The organism is Acinetobacter sp. 1130196, from assembly GCF_000588095.1.
GTDB lineage: Bacteria > Pseudomonadota > Gammaproteobacteria > Pseudomonadales > Moraxellaceae > Acinetobacter > Acinetobacter nosocomialis.
The window spans coordinates 45,608-65,868 of record NZ_JFWX01000005.1 but is presented as its reverse complement, the minus strand read 5'-3'; the positions used below and the strand labels follow the sequence as shown (position 1 = coordinate 65,868).

The 20,261-nt window shown below is 38.3% G+C and carries 23 protein-coding genes; 8 read left to right on the top strand and 15 right to left on the bottom strand.

Annotated elements, in window-relative coordinates; genetic code table 11:
* Positions 1-70 precede the first annotated feature (70 nt).
* The 5 genes from J671_RS08845 (at position 71) to J671_RS08825 (ending at position 4,092) form a co-directional block, all read left to right on the top strand.
* On the top strand, positions 71-859 hold the full coding sequence (locus tag J671_RS08845; protein ID WP_031982033.1) for a crotonase/enoyl-CoA hydratase family protein: 789 nt from the start codon (positions 71-73) through the stop codon (positions 857-859).
* 11 nt (positions 860-870) lie between these two features.
* A complete protein-coding gene (locus J671_RS08840) occupies positions 871-1,737 on the top strand; it encodes an NAD(P)-dependent oxidoreductase (RefSeq protein ID WP_031982031.1) in 867 nt (288 codons plus the stop codon).
* A gap of 16 nt (positions 1,738-1,753) precedes the next feature.
* Positions 1,754-2,548 carry a hydroxypyruvate isomerase family protein gene (locus J671_RS08835; RefSeq protein WP_031982030.1) on the top strand — a complete coding sequence of 265 codons (795 nt, stop codon included), beginning with the start codon at positions 1,754-1,756 and terminating at the stop codon, positions 2,546-2,548.
* Positions 2,549-2,629: 81 nt separating this feature from the next.
* The gene (gene rsfS, locus J671_RS08830; protein ID WP_001047580.1) at positions 2,630-3,031 is read left to right on the top strand and encodes a ribosome silencing factor; all 402 of its coding nucleotides are present in this window, start codon (positions 2,630-2,632) and stop codon (positions 3,029-3,031) included.
* A gap of 239 nt (positions 3,032-3,270) precedes the next feature.
* Positions 3,271-4,092: an SDR family NAD(P)-dependent oxidoreductase gene (locus tag J671_RS08825; RefSeq protein WP_031982028.1), complete on the top strand. Its 822-nt coding sequence runs from the start codon at positions 3,271-3,273 to the stop codon at positions 4,090-4,092.
* Between the two features lie 51 nt (positions 4,093-4,143).
* Here the strand turns inward: J671_RS08825 and J671_RS08820 are convergent, their stop codons facing one another.
* From J671_RS08820 to J671_RS08810, 3 genes are read right to left on the bottom strand one after another with little or no spacing between them, the layout of a single operon-like run.
* Positions 4,144-5,598, bottom strand: coding sequence for an NAD(P)(+) transhydrogenase (Re/Si-specific) subunit beta (locus J671_RS08820; RefSeq protein ID WP_000394402.1), 1,455 nt, complete (start codon positions 5,596-5,598; stop codon positions 4,144-4,146).
* Positions 5,599-5,610: 12 nt separating this feature from the next.
* On the bottom strand, positions 5,611-5,925 hold the full coding sequence (locus J671_RS08815) for a proton-translocating transhydrogenase family protein (RefSeq protein ID WP_000230434.1): 315 nt from the start codon (positions 5,923-5,925) through the stop codon (positions 5,611-5,613).
* A gap of 11 nt (positions 5,926-5,936) precedes the next feature.
* A complete protein-coding gene (locus J671_RS08810; protein ID WP_004883185.1) occupies positions 5,937-7,064 on the bottom strand; it encodes a Re/Si-specific NAD(P)(+) transhydrogenase subunit alpha in 1,128 nt (375 codons plus the stop codon).
* Positions 7,065-7,303: 239 nt separating this feature from the next.
* Here J671_RS08810 and J671_RS08805 point away from each other — a divergent pair, with 239 nt between their 5' ends.
* The 3 genes from J671_RS08805 (at position 7,304) to J671_RS08795 (ending at position 9,915) form a co-directional block, all read left to right on the top strand.
* A complete protein-coding gene (locus J671_RS08805) occupies positions 7,304-8,230 on the top strand; it encodes a DMT family transporter (protein ID WP_031982027.1) in 927 nt (308 codons plus the stop codon).
* A 68-nt stretch (positions 8,231-8,298) separates the two neighbouring features.
* The gene (locus tag J671_RS08800; RefSeq protein WP_031982026.1) at positions 8,299-8,706 is read left to right on the top strand and encodes a RidA family protein; all 408 of its coding nucleotides are present in this window, start codon (positions 8,299-8,301) and stop codon (positions 8,704-8,706) included.
* An 18-nt stretch (positions 8,707-8,724) separates the two neighbouring features.
* On the top strand, positions 8,725-9,915 hold the full coding sequence (locus tag J671_RS08795; protein WP_004710591.1) for an MFS transporter: 1,191 nt from the start codon (positions 8,725-8,727) through the stop codon (positions 9,913-9,915).
* Between the two features lie 343 nt (positions 9,916-10,258).
* On the opposite strand, the gene J671_RS08790 is transcribed toward J671_RS08795, so the two are convergent.
* The 12 genes from J671_RS08790 to cadR all read right to left on the bottom strand — a co-directional run bounded on the left by J671_RS08790 (position 10,259) and on the right by cadR (position 20,211).
* On the bottom strand, positions 10,259-11,389 hold the full coding sequence (locus tag J671_RS08790; RefSeq protein ID WP_000975797.1) for a beta family protein: 1,131 nt from the start codon (positions 11,387-11,389) through the stop codon (positions 10,259-10,261).
* 2 nt (positions 11,390-11,391) lie between these two features.
* On the bottom strand, positions 11,392-12,615 hold the full coding sequence (locus J671_RS08785) for an ImmA/IrrE family metallo-endopeptidase (RefSeq protein ID WP_000394712.1): 1,224 nt from the start codon (positions 12,613-12,615) through the stop codon (positions 11,392-11,394).
* The gene (locus J671_RS08780; protein ID WP_000770669.1) at positions 12,605-12,877 is read right to left on the bottom strand and encodes a type II toxin-antitoxin system HigB family toxin; all 273 of its coding nucleotides are present in this window, start codon (positions 12,875-12,877) and stop codon (positions 12,605-12,607) included. The genes J671_RS08785 and J671_RS08780 overlap by 11 nt, the downstream gene beginning before the upstream one ends.
* A 407-nt stretch (positions 12,878-13,284) precedes the next feature.
* The gene (locus tag J671_RS08775; RefSeq protein WP_000835370.1) at positions 13,285-14,103 is read right to left on the bottom strand and encodes a hypothetical protein; all 819 of its coding nucleotides are present in this window, start codon (positions 14,101-14,103) and stop codon (positions 13,285-13,287) included.
* Between the two features lie 296 nt (positions 14,104-14,399).
* Entirely contained in the window at positions 14,400-15,467 is a 1,068-nt protein-coding gene (locus tag J671_RS08770) for an ArsO family NAD(P)H-dependent flavin-containing monooxygenase (RefSeq protein ID WP_000080827.1), read from the bottom strand.
* A 104-nt stretch (positions 15,468-15,571) separates the two neighbouring features.
* The gene (trxB, locus tag J671_RS08765; protein WP_001191832.1) at positions 15,572-16,525 is read right to left on the bottom strand and encodes a thioredoxin-disulfide reductase; all 954 of its coding nucleotides are present in this window, start codon (positions 16,523-16,525) and stop codon (positions 15,572-15,574) included.
* A gap of 18 nt (positions 16,526-16,543) precedes the next feature.
* The gene (gene arsH, locus J671_RS08760; RefSeq protein ID WP_001052988.1) at positions 16,544-17,248 is read right to left on the bottom strand and encodes an arsenical resistance protein ArsH; all 705 of its coding nucleotides are present in this window, start codon (positions 17,246-17,248) and stop codon (positions 16,544-16,546) included.
* Positions 17,249-17,252: 4 nt separating this feature from the next.
* Positions 17,253-18,293 (bottom strand): ACR3 family arsenite efflux transporter, encoded by a 1,041-nt coding sequence (gene arsB / locus J671_RS08755; RefSeq protein ID WP_000068658.1) that lies wholly within the window; start codon positions 18,291-18,293, stop codon positions 17,253-17,255.
* A gap of 7 nt (positions 18,294-18,300) precedes the next feature.
* Complete coding sequence (locus J671_RS0104295; RefSeq protein ID WP_031982024.1) at positions 18,301-18,774, bottom strand: arsenate reductase ArsC; 474 nt, start codon at positions 18,772-18,774, stop codon at positions 18,301-18,303.
* A 6-nt stretch (positions 18,775-18,780) separates the two neighbouring features.
* Positions 18,781-19,104: a metalloregulator ArsR/SmtB family transcription factor gene (locus J671_RS08750; protein WP_000373080.1), complete on the bottom strand. Its 324-nt coding sequence runs from the start codon at positions 19,102-19,104 to the stop codon at positions 18,781-18,783.
* Positions 19,105-19,159: 55 nt separating this feature from the next.
* The gene (arsC, locus tag J671_RS08745; protein ID WP_000213577.1) at positions 19,160-19,594 is read right to left on the bottom strand and encodes an arsenate reductase (glutaredoxin); all 435 of its coding nucleotides are present in this window, start codon (positions 19,592-19,594) and stop codon (positions 19,160-19,162) included.
* 224 nt (positions 19,595-19,818) lie between these two features.
* Positions 19,819-20,211 carry a Cd(II)/Pb(II)-responsive transcriptional regulator gene (cadR, locus tag J671_RS0104290; RefSeq protein ID WP_031982023.1) on the bottom strand — a complete coding sequence of 131 codons (393 nt, stop codon included), beginning with the start codon at positions 20,209-20,211 and terminating at the stop codon, positions 19,819-19,821.
* Between the last annotated feature and the right edge of the window lie 50 nt (positions 20,212-20,261).

The following is a 20,261-nucleotide window of genomic DNA, read 5'->3' as shown; positions in this document are numbered from 1 at the left end:
GACCTGTCATGTTTCCAATTTCAAGCCATGTTATGCTCCGTTTATCGATAAAAAAATAAGCGGGAATTTCATGGCACTTTTACGTATTGAAAAAAATAATGGTATTGCAACAGTTTATCTAAACCGTCCTGATAAACGTAATGCCATGAGTTTTGCCCTCCTCAAAGAACTCGTTTCAACGGCTAAAGCCATACAAAAAGACCGAAATATCCGCTGTGTAATTTTGACTGGTGAAGCACAAGTATTTAGTGCTGGTATTGATTTATCTGACCTTAACAACCCTAAAAACTCCGCATTTGCGATTTGGGAACTTGTAAAGCCGGGACAAAGCCTTTTCCAAAAAGCCTTTCTGATTTGGCAGAACTTACCTGTACCTGTGATTGCAGCACTTGAAGGTTATTGCTTTGGTGCGGGGATGCAACTTGCGCTGGCTGCCGATATTCGCATTGCTCACCCAGAGACTAAAATGTCGATTATGGAAAGTCGCTGGGGTTTAGTACCTGACATGGGACTTACCCGCTCACTTAAAGGTTTAATAGGTGTTGACCTTGCCAAAGAACTCACCTTAACTGCCCGTGTGTTTGACGGAAACTATGCAAAAGATATTGGCCTTGTAACTCACTTAAGTAAAAATCCATTAGAAAAAGCAAATGCGATTGCCTCAGAAATGCTGCAACGCTCACCAGATGCCTTAACTGCCGCAAAACGCGTATTAGATGCAATGGAGCATCAACCAGAAAAATCATTGCGCCTAGAAAAAATCTGGCAACTTAAATTATTACTTGGTAAAAATAGCAAACTTGCTCGTAAAAAAGATAAACACCCGGAAGTTAAATTTTTACCGCGCCAATATAGATAAGAGCTTTGAAGATGAATTTTGATCGTAATACACCTATTGCTTTTTTAGGTATAGGGCTTATGGGAAGCCGCATGGCTAGCCGTCTTATTCAAGCAGGCTTTCAAGTTGCTGTCTGGAACAGAACAGCATCTGCTTGTGAAGAACTTATCGATATTGGCGCACACGCTCTCGATCTTTCAAACACCGAAAAATCCCTTATTTTTTTATTTTGTTTAGCTGACAAAAAAGTTGAAAAAGCCGTATTTGAGCAAGTCCAGCCTCATTTAAAAGCAAATCAAGTTATTGTCGATTTTTCAAGCCTGTCCGTTGCTGCAACAAAAGCACTTGCTCAGGCTGCCGCGTCACAACATGTGACATGGATTGACTCTCCTGTTTCAGGGGGAACCGCTGGTGCCGAACAAGGTACACTTGTCATTTTTGCAGGTGGAGATGCTCAAACTATTGAAGCTTTAAGTCCTGTTTATAATGTGCTTTCCCAACGTGTAACACGTGGGGGCGATACGGGTGGGGGTAAAGCCACTAAAATTTGTAATCAACTGATTGTGGCAGCAAACAGTGCTCTTATTGCCGAAGCTGTAGCACTAGCAGACCGCGCAGGTGTAGACACGACATTACTCGCTCCCGCCCTAGCAGGTGGTTTTGCTGACTCAAAGCCTTTTCAAATACTGGCTCCACGTATGGCGACACATACTTTTGAGCCTGTTCAATGGAAAGTTCAAACATTATCCAAAGATCTTAACAACGCGGTAACATTGGCTAACAATGTTAATTTAGACATCCCTGTTGCACAAAAAGCTCTATTACAGCTACAAACTCACCAAAAAAATGGCTTTGCTGAGAAAGATTTAGCTACTATGATTCAAATAGTAGAGCAATAATAAACGGAGTTTGTGTATGGGTCGTCTTGCCGTTAACTTATCCATGATTTTTACCGAAGTTTCTTTAATTGAACGCTTTGCATTGGCCCACGCAGAGGGCTTTGAACATGTAGAAATCCAATTCCCATACGAACTTTCCATTTCCGATATTCAAGACCAACTTGAACGTTACAACCTAAGTTTATGTTTAATTAATGTTCCTGCTGGCGATCTTATGCAAGGTGGAAATGGTTTAGCAGGCATACCTGGCCAAGAAGCAGCATTCCGTGAAGCACTAGAGTTAGCTATTCGCTATGCCACTGCCTTAAAAGTGCCTCGTGTTAATATTTTGGCAGGTAAGCAACCTCAAGATTCTGACTTACTTCCTTGCCTTAAAACACTTGCAAGCAACTTAAAGCTAGCTTGTGATTTACTTACAGAACACGACATAGAACCTGTATTTGAAATGATTAATGGCACAGATATGCCATGCTTTTTAGTACAGAACATTGCCCAAGCCCAAGAGATGCTTGAAGCAGTCAACCACCCTGCTTTAAAAATGCAATATGACTGTTACCACATGGCAATGATGGGTGAAGATGTACTTGAAGGGTTACAAGAAAATATTCACCAGATTGGCCATATTCAGTTCGCAGATTGTCCGGGACGCCATGAACCCGATACAGCCCAGATTCCTTACGAACAAATATTTTCTTGGATCAAACAAAGTGCTTATATGGGCTACATTGCGGCAGAATACAAACCTAAAAATGGTTCAAATCAGTCATTTACATGGAAAAACAAATATTTTTCCGATGATGTAAATATATAAACTGTTACTAGTTTCGTTTGAAATTCTGAGTGAAAACCACTATATTAGATAGTGAGTAATTGTCAGGAAAATATACCCTATATGAATTTAGAACCATCGCCCAGCGTGTCTAATTCTCACGATTTCGCAATGAACACCTCAAATAAAGACGTACAAGCTTGTCTCAAAGTCGTCCATGACGCTTTAGTTGATGTAAAAGCAAAAGATATTCTACAGTTAGATGTTAGTTCTATTAGCAACGTTGCGGATGCTATTGTCATTGCGAGTGGTACATCTACTCGTCACGTCAAAGCACTTGCTGACAATGTTGCAGAAGAAGCTCGAAAAGCTGGTTTCCGCCCGATTGGCGTTGAAGGCGAACGAGATGCCGAATGGATCTTAATTGATCTTGGTTTTGTTGTAGTACACGTGATGCTACCAACTGCCCGCAAATTCTATGATTTAGAAAGCTTATGGCGTACTGCCCCAGAGTCAGTCGCATAAAATTTTTGCTTTAAAAAAAAAGCGGCTCTTTTGAGCCGCTTTTTGTTTATATAACTAATCAAAATTTTATTTAAAAAAATTATCTTTTATAGCCTCAGATATCCTCATCAAAGCTTTAACAGCACTTAGGAGCTAGTCATCAATCTCACTTAAATTTGACATGACAAATTGTCAGAATTACAGCACTATAACTACTCTTATAGTCTCATCAATAAATAGCATAACCGGAGCACTAAAAAGTGAAAATACTCATTACAGGCGCCAACACAGGGATTGGCTTTGCCACAGCCGAACAACTTGTAAAACAAGGGCAACATGTCATTTTGGCATGCCGAAATTCTCAAAAAGCACAAGAAGCGCAAAATAAACTACGCTCACTCAACCAAGGACAAGTTGATATTGTTTCTCTTGATCTGAATAGCCTTGAGCTAACGCGAAAAGCTGCTAATGAAATTACAGATAAATATGGCAGCCTTGATGTGCTTATTAATAATGCCGGGCTATTTGCAAAAACAAAACAGCTCACCGCAGATGGTTTTGAGCAACAATTTGGCGTTAATTACTTAGGTCATTTCTTACTTACTCAAAAGTTACTTCCAGCTTTAAAACAGTCACCTAAAGCACGCATTGTTCATCTTGCTTCTATTGCTCACTGGGTTGGCTCAATTAAACCTAATAAATTTCGTGCAGAAGGTTTTTACAACCCCCTGTTCTATTATGGACAATCCAAGCTTGCAAACTTGCTCTTGAGCAATGCACTAGCTGAACGACTAGCAGACAGTTCAATTACCAATAATGCACTACACCCTGGTGGTGTTGCCTCCGATATTTATCGCGACTTACCCAAACCAGTTTATGCAGCCATGAAAGTAGGTTTAGTTCCAACGTCAGTTCCCGCAAAGCTCATTACAGAAATGGCGATTGGAGACTCATGGCAAAATCGCAATGGCGAATATGTCAGCGCGCATATGCCTGACTGGAAATCGTCACATGCCAAAAACCAGCAACTGGCACGCGACCTCTACCAACAATCAATGAACTTAGTAGAAAAGTTTCTTTAAATCCCAAAAAGCAAAAAACCACCCGAAGGTGGTTTTTTGTATCAAAGCAACTTAGTGGCCTGTACCATTAATTGCTTTAGTCATGTCTTCAACAACTTTCTTAGCATCACCAAAGATCATCATTGTTTTTTCGTTATAGAACAAGTCATTATCAAGACCTGCATAACCTGTTGCCATAGAGCGCTTAATCACCATGATTGTACGTGCTTTATGTGCTTCAAGAATCGGCATACCATAAATTGGTGAACCTGGGTCATCTTTTGCAGCAGGGTTCACAACGTCGTTTGCACCAATAACAAGTACTACGTCAGTTGCCGGGAAGTCAGAGTTAATCTCATCCATTTCCAAGATATCTTCATACGCTACGTCTGCTTCAGCAAGCAATACGTTCATATGACCAGGCATACGACCTGCAACTGGGTGAATTGCGAAACGAACACGAACACCTTGCTCTTTTAGAATTTCACACAGCTCTTTCACAGCATTTTGTGCACGACCTTGCGCCATACCATAACCCGGTACAATCACAACACTGTCTGCATTTGACATCAAGAAGCCAGCATCATCAGCAGAACCTGAACGGTAGTTACGTTGAACTTGTTCACCTTTGGCCGCTGTAGAAACTGCCGCACCACCCATTGCACCACCAAACAATACGTTGATGATTGAACGGTTCATTGCTTTACACATGATGTATGACAGAATCGCACCAGATGAACCTACAAGCGAACCCGCAACAATCAACATGTTGTTTTCAAGGGTAAAACCAATACCTGCTGCTGCCCAACCAGAGAACGAGTTAAGAAGCGATACCACCACAGGCATGTCACCACCACCTACCGGTGCAATCCATACCCAGCCAAATGCAAGTGCAAGTGCGGTCATTGCCCAGAAAGCAGTCATATTACCAGTTGTGAAGAAGTAGAAACCACAAGCCAACATCGCAACAAAGATAAGCGCTTGAACAGGTTTAACCCATGCACCAGAAATTGTTTTAGCCCATTTTTTCGCAGCCAATTTACCGTAAGCAAATACAGATGCTGTGAAGGTAATCGCACCAACGAAACAGCCCACAAACAATTCAAATAAATGAACTTTGCTCATGTGCGCATGTTGCACGCCAGCCGCTGTTAATGCTGCCTCGTTTTGAGCAAACAATGCTGTAAGCTGGTTGTTATGTAAAATTGCAGCAACTGCAATTAAAACTGCAGCCAAACCTACCAATGAGTGCATAAGTGCAACAGTTTCAGGCATTTGAGTCATTGGTACAGTACGTGCACGTGCAATACCCACAATCGCGCCAAGCACCATTGCACCGCCAATCATCCAAATAACCGGGTTGTTGGCAACAAAGAAGGTTGTTACAACTGCAATCGCCATTGCGATCATACCGTAACGGTTACCTTGAATTGCTGTTTTAGGACCAGATAGACCGCGAAGCGTCAAGATAAAGAGAATTGCGCCTACAAGGTACAACCAGTTTGCATTTGCTTGAATAAATTCCATGTCAAAGCCCTCTTATTTCTTTTGCTTAGGCTTGAACATTTCCAACATGCGTGCAGTTACTGCGAAGCCGCCGAAAATATTAATGCTTGCCAAAAATACCGCAATCGCACCAAGTACGCTTACAACATTCACACTTTGAAATGCAACATTTGCATCTACACCAAGTACAGGCAGCCCGACTGTTTGCAACATCGCACCAACGACAATAATTGATGACAATGCGTTAGTTACCGCCATAAGTGGCGTATGTAAAGCTGGTGTAACACCCCAAACTACGTAATAACCTACGAAGATGGCAAGGACGAAAATTGTAATAGTTTCAACCATGAGAAATCTCCTTAACCACGCTTAAGCAGCACTTGACCGCCATGAGTGACCAATAGGGCTTTTTGGATTTCGTCTTCTTGATTAATCGCAAAGTTTTTCTCTTTGTCGAATAAAGTCTCTACGAAATTGAAAACGTTACGTGCATATAATGCAGAAGCTTCTGTCGCAACAGTGGCTGGAATATTTGGAATACCCAAAATTTTCACACCATTTTCAGTCACAACAGTTTCGCCAACTTTAGAACCTTCAACGTTACCACCCGTTTCAACTGCCATATCTAAAATGACAGAGCCCGGCTTCATTTTGGCAACAGTTTCAGCTTTAATCAGACGCGGCGCATCCCGACCCGGCAACAATGCTGTTGTAATCACGATATCGGCATTCGACACAGCTTTATCCACAATCGCAGCTTGGTCTTTGATGTATTGCTCACCCGGCATCCAGCCATAACCATTTTTTGCTGCGTCTGCTGCACGTTGCTGTTCTTCTTCAGACATTGGTACGTCTAACCACTTACCACCTAAAGACTCAACTTGATCTTTAGCTGTTGGACGTAAATCTGTTGCTTCAACAACAGCACCCAAACGTTTTGCTGTAGCAATCGCTTGAAGGCCCGCAACCCCAACACCCATAATCACAACACGTGCAGGTTTTACAGTACCAGCAGCAGTCATCAGCATTGGAAACATGCGTTGATACTCGGCAGCCGCAAGCAAAACTGATTTATAACCAGCCAAGTTTGCCTGAGAAGACAACACATCCATGTTTTGTGCACGAGAAAGCGTACGAGGAAGCAATTCCAGAGCAAAAGCAGACACTTGCTGATTCGCAAACTGATCTAGCTCGGTATTACGATAAGGATCAAACATTGCTACAACAGCTGTATTTGCTGCAAGTTTTTGAATTTCCCCGCCTTGTGGCGCACGAACTTTCAAAATAATTTGACTACCCGTATAGGCATCATCCGTAATGGTTGCACCGACCTGTTCATAAGCACTGTCAATGTACGCAGCCTTTACACCAGCACCACGTTCAATCACAACGCTATGACCAGCGCTAATCAACTTCTTTACTGTCTCTGGCGTAGCAGCTACACGATTTTCACCGACGACAGTTTCGGTTGGGATTCCGATCTGCATGAGCGTTCCTCAAGCTAATTTCTCATTGTCAAAAACATTGCAACCCGCAATGTTTCCCCCATGTGTATTCTTTGTACAGAATTTGGATTCTAATTGAACTTTTTGAAAATACCATCCACTATTTATTTAATAAATACCCATATTTTGAACTGATGATTCACGATATTTGACTTGAGGTGTAATATAGGAAGATTTTTCTTTTTTTTGCAGACAATAGTCTCTCTTATACAGTCCTGTATATGAAAATTTCTTTATCTTCGTTTCAAATTGGGTCTTTTTTCGCGCTTTGTTCTGCTTTTCTATTCAGCACAAAAGCAATCTTTATTAAACAAACTTATGCCCTTTCTCCATTAGTAGACGGTACAGTCCTGATGGCTTTACGTATGCTAAGCGCCTTACCGTTCTTTCTATTAATTTGCTGGTTCAATAGGCATCATAATCAGGGCATAAAAAAGAAGGATTGGCTAATTTTAATTTTTGCCGGTCTATTAGGCTACTACTTTGCCAGCTGGCTTGATTTCATGGGCCTTATGTTTATTAGTGCTTCTTTAGAGCGAATTATCTTATTTTTATATCCAACACTTACCGTGATTGCATCAAGCCTGCTCTACAAACAAAAATTAGATATAAAAAGTTTAATCGCCATTTTTCTTAGTTATGGTGGAACCGTGCTAGTGATGCTCCAAGAACATAACAACGCACCAATTCAGGGCAATTTCTGGCTAGGTACAAGTTTTGTATTTGCAAGTGCGGTAGCATTTGCTGGTTATTTACTCCTACCCCCGCCATTAATTAAAAAATTTGGTTCTTGGAATTTCACAGGTTTAGCGTTAACTGTGGCCTGTATTGGGGCATTAACACATTACGCACTAAGTACTCCTCACCCTATTCAACTAATATTACAGCTCCCCTCAAGTGTAATTTGGTATGGAATCGGCTTAGGCTTTTTAGTCACTGTCTTACCCACCGTTATGCTCATACAAAGTATTGAACGTCTTGGTGCATCACAATCTGCAATGATCGCTTCAATCGGACCAGTTTTAACTATTTTACTTGCCGTTGTTTTCTTAAATGAACATCTTAATATGTGGCAATGGGTCGGTTGCCTACTCAATATTGTAGGGGTAATGATGATTACGCTTAGAAAGAAAAGACTAAAACATTAAATTCTCTTGACCTCAACTTAAGTTGAGGTTGGATACTCATCTAAATTTTACTGAAAGGTTGAGTTCCGATGAATAAAGAAGCTTTTAGAATCATAAATCCCTCTACTTTATATAACCCAACGCCAAATGCTTATAGCCATATTGCTGTAGTCCAAAATTTTAAAAATATTATTCATATTGCAGGACAAGGCGGTGAAGATTCGAAAGGGGAATTAAGCCCAAATTTTGAAGAACAAACCACTCAAGTTTTTAATAACATTCAAAATGCATTAACAGCAGCAGAAGCAAAAATCTCAGATATTGCTGTTTTAAGGGTTTTAATTGTTGACCACTCAGATGAAAAACACCAAATTTTAATTAAAATCATGCAAAATCTATGGAAAAATCATCCTTTTCCAGCCTGTACGCTCATTCCTGTACCACGCCTTGCATTAGAGCGCATGCTCATTGAAGTTGAAGCAACAGCATACACCTAATAAAACCGAGAGAATATCATGTCTACCCCTGAAGATATCAGTCAAAATAAACCTTTGCTTTGGTTGATGGCAGCAGCATGTGGCTTATGTGCAGGTGTGAATTATTACTGTCAGCCTCTAATTCACTCTATTCAGCAAGAGTTTGCTGTAACTCAAGCACAAGCCGCTTTAACAGTGACATTTGCTCAGGTGTCTTATGCCCTTGGTCTACTCTTTATTGTTCCGATGGGTGACATCGTCAATAAAGCCAAAGCTATTCCGTTTTTGATGGTGCTTTGCGCAGTTGGTCTATTTACTTCTGCCTTTGCTGTTAACTTACCTATGCTCTGGATTGGTACAATTTTAGCGGGCTTATTTTCTGTTGCAGCTCAAGTATTAATTCCATTAGCTACTATGACAGTCAAACCTGAAAAAACAGGCGAGATTATTGGTTTTTTAATGAGTGGCTTATTGGTCGGGATTTTACTCTCTACCAGTCTGGCCGGTTTATTTTCCAATCTTTTCCACTGGAAAGTCGTTTATGTGGTAAGCGGCGTATTAATGCTATTACTGGCATTTACTTTAAAAAGTCGTCTACCTTACGTCTTGCGTATGAAAATGAACTATGGGCAAATTTTTGTTTCCATGGCTCAGCTTTTAAAGCAGGAAAAGCGACTATTACTAAGAGCGCTTACAGGTGCTTTCGCCTTTGCAGCAGTAAGTACTTTATATTCCACTATCGCCTTACTACTGACCTCAGCACACCATTTACCCGATCTGTTTATTGGACTCGTTCCTCTAGTTGGTATTTTTGGTGCATTATCAACCCGCTATATTGGTAAATACGCCGACCAAGGCTACACAAAATTACTTACTTGGATGGGCTGTGGACTATTCTTAGTCAGTTGGGTTTGTTTCTACTTTGGACAAACTCTACTTTCTACATATGTCATTGGGTTTGCGTTAATTCAATTAGCACTCGCGCTCGTTCACACCAGTAACCAAAGTATTATTTTCCGTCTACGTCCAGATGCTAAATCCCGTATTAATGCCATCTATATGACCACTTACTTTATTGGTGGCGCAGCTGGTTCGGCATTAGGAATTTTTGCTTGGAATCATGGTGGATGGGCCATGACTTGCCTTGCAGGGGTTGGACTCGTTCTGTTTTGTATTTTATTTAGTGTGATTGATGCCTTCTTACAAAAAAAGCAGTTGGCTCACTCATAAGGTAATTTGTTAAAAATCATCTTTCTACATTCATCATAAGGGCGGTTATAAATTACGCGATTAAATGTCTCTGTCGATTCAGAGCTAAACCCCGTATAATGCTGCCCTTTCTTTAATTTAGCGACTTTTGGGTCTATTGATTATGCAATCACTTCAATCGTTACAACCTCGTATTTCAGTTGCCCCAATGATGGATAGGATCAACTAAAATAAAATATCATTTATTATTAAAAACTTAGAAACAAAAATAAAATTCATGGTGTAAATTTAGTGTAAAAATTTAATTACTGAAAAATAATTTAAAAATCCAGCCCATTTATGAATGGCTGGATTTTTATTTGATCTATTTTTGATAAGCTAGCTCAAAAGATCCTATTTCCTCTAAGACATACCGAATGTGGTGGCTCGTATCAATTGCAACCCATTGCGTAGGATTTCCTATAAAATTATTAATACCGTGCGCACATTCAAAGATTTTATTGTCTCCCCAACTAAAGCTTACATCTTCATAATAGATAGAATTAATTAATCTCATTGCTAGCTGCTTTCTATGCCCATGACTTCCACCATCTCTAGAAAATGGATGGCCTCTTACGACATAGTAATTTTTATCTATAGTGTAGATAATTTTTCCATTCGTATGTTGATTAATAATCTGCTTTTCTGGAGCTGGATGTCTTGCTCCATGATCTGCAAACTTCAATTTAACATTAGGGAACATGTTTCTTAAAGTCTGCCATACAACCATTTCTTTTCGAAGTACTGGACCATCCGTATCATGATCTTCAATGGCTTCTGCAACGCTTGAAGGATATGAAGCTCCACTGATAGAAATGTATTTAAAATCATATTCAGTTAATACTTCTAAAAAGTCTCTAGACTTGCTTAGCATCTGTTCAATTGTTATACGATTGACACTTACATCCCCAAAATCTAATAATATAGAACAATTATTTTCTGCTAATTTTAAATCAGAAATAATTGATTCTAGTTGTTCTTTGAAAAAATCAGGTTCATCAATATCATACATTGCCTCACCATCTAATCTAATACAAAAATAAGGAGCCTCTGGATAATTTAAATTTTTCATTGTTTGATGATAAAGACTGCTCATTTGATCAAACCAACGGTCATAACCAATTACAGGAACTACCTTTACTCCTAATGCAAACAATTTGTTATACGTATAGGTTAGGAAATGCTCACCATTCTCCAATAAAGCTTCAGATGGTTTCCAAAAATAACCATCCACTAAAGCAATATTTCCACTCCATAATTTCCCTATTTTCTCGCAACGGCTATTAATATCAACAAGTCTTGAAACCCCTTCTTTATAAATATTAGGCATTTCAAATAAAGGGTGGAAAGTTGGCTGTATTTGATATTCTAACTGCTCAGACCTAATAGGTTTTATCGCATCAAATTCACCTTGCTTCGCTTTCATGATTGGGACATATTCTGGAATTTTCATCATCTCTACTCCTCAACACTTAATAAATGAGAATTGGTTAATAATGCCTTGACCTGATATTGACCAACCAAGTCTGAAAATAAGGTGTAATTTCCCAACTCTTTTCGAATACGCCCTGCAATGATTGCTGGATGAACTCTCAACTCTTTAGCCAACTTTTCAATAGATTCTTTACTTGGTGAGATAAATGCCTCTGTACGTCTCAAAACTCCTCTTGGTATAAATGCCTCTCTTGCCAATCGATTTGCTTCAGCCTCCCTCCGATCCTCCATACTTGATGAATCTAAATCATCGAGAAATGCTTCTGTTTCATCAACATGCTTCCAAATATGTGCGCATTCATGTAGTAACGTAAACCAAAAATTATCCAATCGGTCATATCGTAAACTTAGCCCAATAATAGGAGTGCCGTCACTGTCCTTCAATGCCGCTCCATCAAGATGCGTACCCTTAAGATGAGGCTCAATGACTACAGCAATTCCATGCTTTTCTAAGTATTCAATTGCTAATATTGGCCCATGCTCAAACCAGCTTAATTGAGCTAACTCTCTTAAAAAATTACTATTTATTAAATTAGGGTCATATTTTCCTAGACTATCTTTCTTATCTCTAGCTTGGAGAATGACTCTAGCTAGCCACGCATACAGTGCATACATCGTATTAGGTGTTTGGGCATCACCAGACAACTTTCGTTTAAAAGAAGCTGAGCCGATTTGTAACCCTGATTGAGCAATATATTTTTGGATAATACTCTCAGTTGATGCTGCCGTATCAGCAAGAAATGTTTTTAACCACCCCCTATTTTTCATCTCTTTAACAGGAAATTTAGACCAATCAATATTATTTTTATCTAATGTATTCTTTGAATTTGATAAACCAATTAATGTCTCTACCGACAGTCCCAACCCTACAGATAATGCTCGGATCATATCTACGGTTAAAGCTCTTTTTCGATTAAGAACTTCAGAAACTCTACTAGTAGTACCAAAATATGGGGCCAAATCAGCTTGTTTTAACCCTTTCTCATGCATCCTAAATAGAATTGCATCAATAGGATCAGGCGCCTCTATCGGATATTGTTTATTTTCATAATCTTCTATTAAAACCGATAATAATTCCAACCGATCACTCTCAGGACTTCCTATAGCCGGATTTAGCATAATTAAAGAATGCACTTCGTCAAGATAAGCTTGATACTGCTCTCTTGTACGAATAACTTTAAATTCCATTGTTAGCACCTTTAATGTTTACAGCTTTAATAATCGCTATTCTTTGAGAAAACGCGATTTGTAGACAAATAACCCATTTAGAGTTATGTATCGAAAATTCGAAACATTGATTTTCCAAAATAGATACTTTTGGAAATTGTTTCAGAATATCTTCCGCGCCCCGCCAATGAGCATCACGTATTTCAGAGATCCAACTTATGAGCCATTTTTTAGCAAACTCACACTCAATCACTGTTATTTTTTCAAGACCTAAAAGCTTCATTTAAAAATATTCCCAATTTGGGAATAAATTACACCATTTCAAAATACAACTCAATTCCCATTTTGGTAATTATCATAAACTAATTATTGAGAACTACTTTAATTGCTTAAATATTTATCAGTGATATGGTCTTTGTTAGATTTTTTTGAAATAAAAGAATAAATTTAATTAAATAAATCAATATTTAAAGTTTGATATGTTAGATATTGAATTGACATAAGCTGCCCATAATTCCTTCATTCAAAACCTAATTTAGTCACGGTCTTTCTAACAGAATTACAGTCTGACTAACCTCTAATGATCTTAAATAATAAATAACAGTAAAAATACTTTCTGTTATAGGGATAGGTAGTCTATAGATTGTTTTATGTATGTGGACAAATCCAGACTTGTCCACATATTTAAAATTAGGAGTCACTACCTATGCGTTTGCGTTCACGACTTCTAAAATTTTTCACATATAGGCCATCAATCATTTCTTTTGGCTCTAAAGCTAAGGCGCAATTAGCTAAAGTAGCAATTGTATTATCTGTTAACTTAAAGTCATTAGGTAAGAAACCATATTCTTTCTGACGATTACATTCAATAGCTTCAAATAAAGCTCTAAAATAATCAACTAAGGAAGCTCTCTCACCTCTTGTTGCCACTTCAGTAATAGAATCAATAGCAATAGGTACGGCCATTCTTGCATCTTCAGCGATAACTTTCATTACATCATCTAACCGAGGCCAATATTTAAGATCAAACCGACCTTGGAGTTGCTTTAATTTATCTAGCAAAGATGTTCTAAAATACGGATTATTCTGAGATGCTTCACGAATTACATTACCAATGTGATAATGGGTATCTGTCATAAAGCCAGAAGTATTTATTAACTCGGATCTAGTTTCTAGGAGAGCTGCTAATTCATGAGCTTTAATAGAAATTTGCTGATTAATCTCATTCAATTTTTTCTGAGCAGCTCTAGACTTTATTACTTCCTCTGGACTATGCATTGAAGTAATTTCTACTAACAAATCTAAAAAATTTGTGAGGGCTTGATGATATTTCCCTAGTTTTGAATACAACTCACTATAAGCATGTTGTAACTCAACTTTACGCTCAAGTAACCTATCAATGATTATATTTTCACTAGGAAGTATCTTGGCTTGCGTATTAGTAGCTTTTTTATCTAATAGAATAGCTACACATACCTCTTGAGCTTTTATTTCATCTATAGACTTCATGATTTCATCTCTGTAATTGGTTCTGCTTACAGTGTAATTAGCTCAATTAAATCTGTCGGTATCTGAGTAATAACAACTTTTGTAGTACTCAGATACCTCCTTACTCATGAAAGAGTATATAAACAGTAGACTAGTTTTATTGGGAATTATATTAAGCAACTAGAGTCTAGTTAAAATTTTCCAGTTATTGATCACTAACTAAATTAGAACCAATACCACCAAAAAAAAATATAAGTGTTTGATATAAAAAATATATAAACCTTCTATATCTTTAGCCATCCTTTATTTAAGAATTTTTAATCTATAGCTAAGTAAACAGCTATTTCATCGACTACTGCTTTGGCTGTTCTAGAAACCCCAATTAATGTTGCCGATGCCATGCCTGTCCATTCACCATAACCAACTAGCCAAAGGTTGTTTATTTTTATTGAACGCCCATCATTGACAGCAACAGTCTGATTAGGTTCTATCACTCCTAGACTCCTTAAGTGATTTAGGGATGCTTTGAAGCCTGTACACCAAATCACAGCATCAACCAATTGTGTTGAACCATCCTCCCAAACAACCGAATATTCTTTAAATGCTTTAAAGGGTTCTCTGCTATGTAATACCCCACGTTCACGTGCATCTTTGACACTATCAATCATGACAATATCCCCTAGACCACCAATGGGTTGATCAACTATTCGTCCCTCCTGTTGTGCCTTCAAACGTTCTGTTGCTCGAAGGAATAAAACACGCCCATCAACATCATCCGATAAAAATTGAGGAGGATTTACTGTGATCCAAATAGTGTCTGCAACTTCTGAAACTTCAGCAAGAATTTGAGCACCAGAGTTACCTCCTCCTATCACTAGAACCTTTTTATTAATAAAAGGTTCTGGATTAACATAATGTGCTGAATGGGTTTGTATTCCTTTAAATCTTTCTAATCCTTCGTAATGTGGAATATAAGGCTGACTCCATGTACCTGTAGCACTGACAACGGCCTTTGCTCGCCAATATTTATCACCCGCATATACATCTAAGCAGTCATTTTTTTTCTCAATATGATCAACATGTATAGGTCGAATGACAGGAAATTGATAGCGTTGTTCGTATGCAGATAAGTATTGAATCACCTCATTCCGCGTTGGATAAGTTTGTTCAGTTTTTGGCATCATCCAGCCCGACAACGAACTCCAAGTATTTGGAGAAAAAAGACGTAAAGACTCCCAAGCATGTAACCATGCACCACCTGCCTGATTTTGGTCATCTAAAATCACAAATGGAATTTTCTTACGTTTTAAAAAATAGGCTGTAGCAAGAGCTGCTTGTCCACCACCAATAATGACTACATCTACTTCAGCTTGTAATTGAGACAAATTATCTCTCCCTCTTCTTTATTGTCATAAACAAAATCAAAAGCCCAGCCTGTTTAACAGACTGGGCTTATTTCTTAAAACTTTCAAGTGATTGAATTAGCTTTTCAATCGTTCAATTGATCTAGATATTTTTCAGCATCTAGAGCAGCCATACAGCCTGACCCAGCTGAAGTAATCGCTTGACGATAAATGCTGTCAGCGACGTCACCAGCAGCAAAAACACCAGCTACAGAAGTTGCTGTTGCATTACCAGAAGTACCGCTTTGTACTTGGATATAGCCATCACGTAAGTTTAATTGACCATCAAACATTCCAGTATTTGGTTTGTGGCCAATTGCAACGAATAGACCATGAACCTCTACGTCTTGCTTAGACTCATCTTGAGTTGATTTAAGGCGAACACTTGTTACACCAGTATTGTCACCCAATACTTCTTCAACTTCGTGATTCCAGATAATGCTGATTTTGCCTTCTTTTTCTTTAGCAAATAAATGATCTTGCAAAATCTTTTCAGAACGTAAGCTATCACGGCGGTGTACTAGCGTTACATGTGAAGCAATATTTGATAAATAAAGCGCTTCTTCAACAGCAGTGTTACCACCACCTACAACCATTACTTTTTGGTTTTTGTAGAAGAAACCATCACATGTTGCACATGCGCTTACGCCTTGTCCCATAAAGTTTTGTTCAGACTCTAGGCCAAGATATTGAGCTGTAGCACCAGTTGCAATAATCAAAGCATCACATGTGTACTCTTCCATATCACCTTTTAGAACAAAAGGACGTACGTTTAAGTCCACTTCGTTAATATGGTCATAGACGAGTTCTGTACCAAAGCGTTCAGCATGTGCTTGCATACGATCCATTAATGCAGGACCAGTTAAACCTTCAGGATCGCCCGGCCAGTTGTCAACTTCGGTTGTTGTTGTAAGTTGCCCACCTAGTTGTAAACCCGCAATTAAAGTAGGTTTAAGGTTTGCACGCGCTGCATAGACAGCTGCACTATAGCCCGCAGGGCCAGAACCGAGAATTATCAGACGTGAATGTCTACTTTGCATTTAGTTCTCTCCAATGTGTTACAGACTACGCTGGTTAACACGTTTAGATAATTCTTCAGCAGATTCTTTACGCTCAGAATATCGATCAGTTAGATACAGGCTTTGTCCACGCGTAAGTAATGTAAACTTATAGAGTTCTTCCATCACATCTACTATACGATCGTAATAAGAAGATGCTTTCATACGTCCATCTTCTTCAAACTCTAAAAAGGCTTTAGGAATTGAAGATTGATTCGGGATTGTAATCATCCGCATCCAGCGCCCCAAAATACGCATCTGGTTAACGCTATTAAAAGATTGTGAACCACCACTAACTTGCATAAGTGCTAAAGTTTTACCTTGCGTCGCACGTATTGCACCACCAGCCAAAGGAATCCAGTCGATTTGGGATTTAAAAATAGAACTCATAGAACCATGACGCTCAGGTGAACACCAAACCATACCCTCTGACCAAGCCAAAAGTTCATGCAATTCTTTTACTTTTGGATGTTCAGTATCGGCATCTTCTGGCAAAGGCAATCCTTTCGGATGAAAGATTTTCACCTCAGCACCAAACTCCTCCAAGATTCGTCCTGCTTCCATCACCGCTAAACGACTATAAGAACGTTCACGATTCGAGCCATATAACAATAAGATGCGTGGTGCATGATCCAGTGCTTTAGCTTGAACTTTCTCTAAAGTAGGTCGATCAAGAAGATTCATATCAACATTTGGGAGATTCATAGATTTACACCGATTCAAAATACTTTTTTCTTAGCCATAAAGAGACACTGACCAAAGCAATCAAAACTGGTACTTCAACTAATGGCCCAATGACTGTAGTAAATGCCACAGGCGATGCTAAACCAAAGGTTGCAATGGCTACAGCCAGTGCTAACTCAAAATTATTACCCGCAGCAGTAAATGAAATTGCTGTAGTTTTTGGGTAGTCATTACCCATCCACTTACTCATAAAGAAACTAATGAAGAACATTACGATAAAGTAAATTGTTAATGGAATCGCAATTCGAATTACATCCAAAGGCAGACTCACTACATCTCCACCTTTGAGACTAAACATAGCAACAATAGTAAACAGTAATGCCAATAGACTTAATGGACTGATCTTCGGTAAAAAGACATTTTGGTACCACTCTAAGCCTTTGGCGTTGACTAAGATCAAACGGGTCAAGAAACCAAGAAAAAAAGGAATACCCAAGTAAATTAATACCGCGTGGGTAATCGTCCAAAAATCCACATTGATTACTTGCCCAGCAATACCAAAATAAGGTGGTAAGAAGGTAAGAAATAACCAAGCATAAGTACTAAAGAACAAAATCTGAAAGATACTATTGAATGCAACCAATGCTGCTACATATTGGTTATCGCCGCAGGCTAAACCATTCCAAACTAAAACCATTGCAATACAACGAGCTAATCCGATCAGGATTAGTCCAGTCATATACTCTGGATAGCTATGCAAAAAAATAATTGCTAATGCAAACATTAATACAGGAGCAATAATCCAGTTCTGTACTAAAGACAAAGTTAATGTTCTTTTGTCTTTAAATACTTGTGGTAGAGCTGCATAGTCCACTTTGGCTAACGGTGGATACATCATCAGAATCAAACCAATCGCAATTGGAATATTGACAGAATCCACACTCATTTTGTCTAAAGTAACGGAAGCTTGAGGTAAGAAGACACCTATCGCAATCCCCAACCCCATCGCAATGAAAATCCATAGCGTCAGGTTACGATCTAAAAATGACAGTCTTTGTTGAGCCATGATTTTCTCATTCAATATCTGATATGTGATTGATTGCAGCAATTAATTCAGGACGAGACATATTTGCTGTATCAAGTGCAAATAAAGCATCTAAACGACGGTTGATATGGTCTACTGTCACTTGGAAAGCTTTTAATTTTTCCTCTTTAGGCAAGTCTAAATGTGATGGATCAGCCAAGCCCCAATGTGCCTTGATCGCTCCCCCCAAATAAAGAGGACAAACTTCTTGAGCTGCTGAATCACACACAGTAATCACTACATCAGGTTTATATTGCTCACAGTCATCAATGGTTTTACTCCATAAACCTTCTGTTGAAAGACCAAGGTTTTCCAAAGTTTCAATAGTCAATGGATGCACCTGTCCTGATGGCTTACTACCTGCACTGTATGCTTTCCAGTCATGAGGAGCACGACTGTTAAAAAGCACTTCAGACAAAATGCTACGACAACTATTTCCAGTACACAAAAAAAGGAATTTCATAATCTATTACTCACAATAACTATTTATAGAAAGCGTGTTGGTATTGCTTACAACTTGACTAGATGATGTTTTTTTTAAAGTATCTAGAATTTCAAAACACCATGCTGGAAGTTGTTGATTAATGCTGTAGTACACCCATTGGCTTTGTCGTCTGTCTTGTAAGAGACCAGAAGAGCGTAATAAAGCTAAATGCCTAGAAATCTTTGGTTGACTCAGTTGTAGCTTTTCTGTCAGATCACAAACACAGAGTTCTTTATTCTCAGCAATTAAAGTGACAATATTGAGACGGGTTTCATCTGATAAGCATTTAAAAAAATTAACTTGATCCATCTTTGCTACCTATAAATTTGGATATGCAGATAATCACATACAAGAACTAAATTTTTTAATTTACTCTCTGACCATTTTCGTCGATCACTTGTTCACCATCTTCTTTAGTGAAAGCACCTTTTTGTGGTAATGGCAGAATATCCAAGACAACTTCTGAAGGACGACTTAAGCGAGTACCTAATTCAGTAACAACAAATGGTCGATTAATCAAAATAGGATGTTCAAGCATAAAACTGAGTAGTTGTTCATCACTCAAATCACTACGATCAAGCTGTAAATCCCGATAAGGATCTACATTCTGACGAATAGCCTCTCTTACTGTTAAGTTTGCATCCTGAATCAATTTAACTAATTCGTCATGACTAGGTGGTGTAATGAGATATTCAATAACGGTTGGTTCAATTCCTGTATTGCGAATCAAAGCCAAAGTATTCCGAGAGGTGCCACAAGCAGGATTGTGATAAATCTTTACATCTAATGAAGTTGTCATGAAACTGGGACCTCTAATATATTAATATCTTTATATATGAATTAGCATATATATGCAACTTCATATATGATGGTCTGCAAAATACAATCCATTAAATAAGCTAGTTAAATTTGAAAAACTGCTGTAAACAATTCATTTTAGATTAAGAATTTAGCAATAATATTAAATAAGCCAATATACGTATCAGTAAGTTTGAGAAACAAATGTGATCACTAACTTTTTATTCAGGCTAACTTCTTCAGTACACCACATTTGTCCACTGTACATAACCCATCACAAGTCTTTCTTATTTCTAATAGCTGCTGTATGAGTTTCTGCTGCTTCCGAATATTTTCCTCTACATCGTTAATATGTGAATCGATAAGCTCATTCACATCAGAACAATTTAGATTAGGCAGATCCTTATAATTTAGTAATTTTTTGATTTCAATTAAGTTCATATTCAAAGAACGACAATTCACAATGAATTTCAACCGATCAATGTAATCTTCAGTATATAGTCTATAGTTACCTTGAGTTCGATCAGGTTGCGGGATTAAACCTTCTTTTTCATAAAACCGTATTGTCAGTACTGAGCACGACGTTTTCTCAGAGAGCTCTCCTATCTTCATAAACATTAGAAATACTCAAAATCCAACTTGACTCTATAGTAGCTATAGAGATTTTA

What these genes read in the sequence shown, in the direction of transcription:
- J671_RS08810 (WP_004883185.1), bottom strand. Translation starts at nt 7,064, where the DNA reads ATGCAGATCGGAATCCCAACCGAAACTGTCGTCGGTGAAAATCGTGTA.
- J671_RS08805 (WP_031982027.1), top strand. Translation starts at nt 7,304, where the DNA reads ATGAAAATTTCTTTATCTTCGTTTCAAATTGGGTCTTTTTTCGCGCTT.
- J671_RS08785 (WP_000394712.1), bottom strand. Translation starts at nt 12,615, where the DNA reads ATGGAATTTAAAGTTATTCGTACAAGAGAGCAGTATCAAGCTTATCTT.
- J671_RS08815 (WP_000230434.1), bottom strand. Translation starts at nt 5,925, where the DNA reads ATGGTTGAAACTATTACAATTTTCGTCCTTGCCATCTTCGTAGGTTAT.
- J671_RS08845 (WP_031982033.1), top strand. Translation starts at nt 71, where the DNA reads ATGGCACTTTTACGTATTGAAAAAAATAATGGTATTGCAACAGTTTAT.
- arsH (WP_001052988.1), bottom strand. Translation starts at nt 17,248, where the DNA reads ATGAATCTCCCAAATGTTGATATGAATCTTCTTGATCGACCTACTTTA.
- cadR (WP_031982023.1), bottom strand. Translation starts at nt 20,211, where the DNA reads ATGTTTATGAAGATAGGAGAGCTCTCTGAGAAAACGTCGTGCTCAGTA.
- J671_RS08840 (WP_031982031.1), top strand. Translation starts at nt 871, where the DNA reads ATGAATTTTGATCGTAATACACCTATTGCTTTTTTAGGTATAGGGCTT.
- rsfS (WP_001047580.1), top strand. Translation starts at nt 2,630, where the DNA reads ATGAATTTAGAACCATCGCCCAGCGTGTCTAATTCTCACGATTTCGCA.
- J671_RS08795 (WP_004710591.1), top strand. Translation starts at nt 8,725, where the DNA reads ATGTCTACCCCTGAAGATATCAGTCAAAATAAACCTTTGCTTTGGTTG.
- J671_RS08750 (WP_000373080.1), bottom strand. Translation starts at nt 19,104, where the DNA reads ATGGATCAAGTTAATTTTTTTAAATGCTTATCAGATGAAACCCGTCTC.
- arsB (WP_000068658.1), bottom strand. Translation starts at nt 18,293, where the DNA reads ATGGCTCAACAAAGACTGTCATTTTTAGATCGTAACCTGACGCTATGG.
- trxB (WP_001191832.1), bottom strand. Translation starts at nt 16,525, where the DNA reads ATGCAAAGTAGACATTCACGTCTGATAATTCTCGGTTCTGGCCCTGCG.
- J671_RS0104295 (WP_031982024.1), bottom strand. Translation starts at nt 18,774, where the DNA reads ATGAAATTCCTTTTTTTGTGTACTGGAAATAGTTGTCGTAGCATTTTG.
- J671_RS08780 (WP_000770669.1), bottom strand. Translation starts at nt 12,877, where the DNA reads ATGAAGCTTTTAGGTCTTGAAAAAATAACAGTGATTGAGTGTGAGTTT.
- J671_RS08835 (WP_031982030.1), top strand. Translation starts at nt 1,754, where the DNA reads ATGGGTCGTCTTGCCGTTAACTTATCCATGATTTTTACCGAAGTTTCT.
- arsC (WP_000213577.1), bottom strand. Translation starts at nt 19,594, where the DNA reads ATGACAACTTCATTAGATGTAAAGATTTATCACAATCCTGCTTGTGGC.
- J671_RS08820 (WP_000394402.1), bottom strand. Translation starts at nt 5,598, where the DNA reads ATGGAATTTATTCAAGCAAATGCAAACTGGTTGTACCTTGTAGGCGCA.
- J671_RS08775 (WP_000835370.1), bottom strand. Translation starts at nt 14,103, where the DNA reads ATGAAGTCTATAGATGAAATAAAAGCTCAAGAGGTATGTGTAGCTATT.
- J671_RS08800 (WP_031982026.1), top strand. Translation starts at nt 8,299, where the DNA reads ATGAATAAAGAAGCTTTTAGAATCATAAATCCCTCTACTTTATATAAC.
- J671_RS08790 (WP_000975797.1), bottom strand. Translation starts at nt 11,389, where the DNA reads ATGATGAAAATTCCAGAATATGTCCCAATCATGAAAGCGAAGCAAGGT.